The 535-nt window shown below is 70.7% G+C and carries 1 protein-coding gene; it reads right to left on the bottom strand.

What is annotated here, in order from left to right:
- A partial coding sequence (locus tag EFE23_RS27890) for a hypothetical protein (RefSeq protein WP_123243821.1) occupies window positions 1-535 on the bottom strand: 535 nt, incomplete at both ends.

Below are 535 nucleotides of genomic sequence, written 5' to 3'. Positions count from 1 at the left end.
TGTTCCAGTGCTGGGCGACGATGTCGGCGGCCTGCTGCTCCCACTGCGCGTACGCGTCGGGGTAGGCCGAGACCTGCACGGTCTGGGCGGCCTGGGTCAGCGGCATGTCCTGCCAGCCGTCGACCTGCTTGAGGCCCTTCTCGAACGCCAGGGTGGCGTACTCGGGGTCGGTGATCTGCTCCGGCGTGCCCCAACCGCTGGAGGGGCGCTGCTGGAACAGGCCCAGCGAGTCATGGTCGTTCTTCTCGCCCAGGTGGCCGAGGTTCTCCAGCTTCGACTCCTGCAGGCTGGTGGCGATGGAGATCACCGCGGCCCGCTCCGGCAGGCCGGCCTTCTTGGTGGCGGCGATGATCGCCTTGGCGTTGGCGGTCTGCTCGTCGTTCAGGTCGATGCGCGACTGGGTGCCCTGGACACCGTGCGGGATCAGCTTGCCGGCGTCGGGCTTGTCGGCCTGCACGGCGGCGACCGGGGTCAGCGCGGTGGCCGGGGTGGCGTCGTGGTGGTTCAGCGGGCCGGCGGCCAGACCACCGGCGAA

This window comes from Micromonospora solifontis (genome assembly GCF_003725545.1).
Taxonomy (GTDB): Bacteria; Actinomycetota; Actinomycetes; order Mycobacteriales; family Micromonosporaceae; genus Micromonospora; species Micromonospora solifontis.
This window is presented reverse-complemented; position numbering and strand designations above follow the sequence as displayed.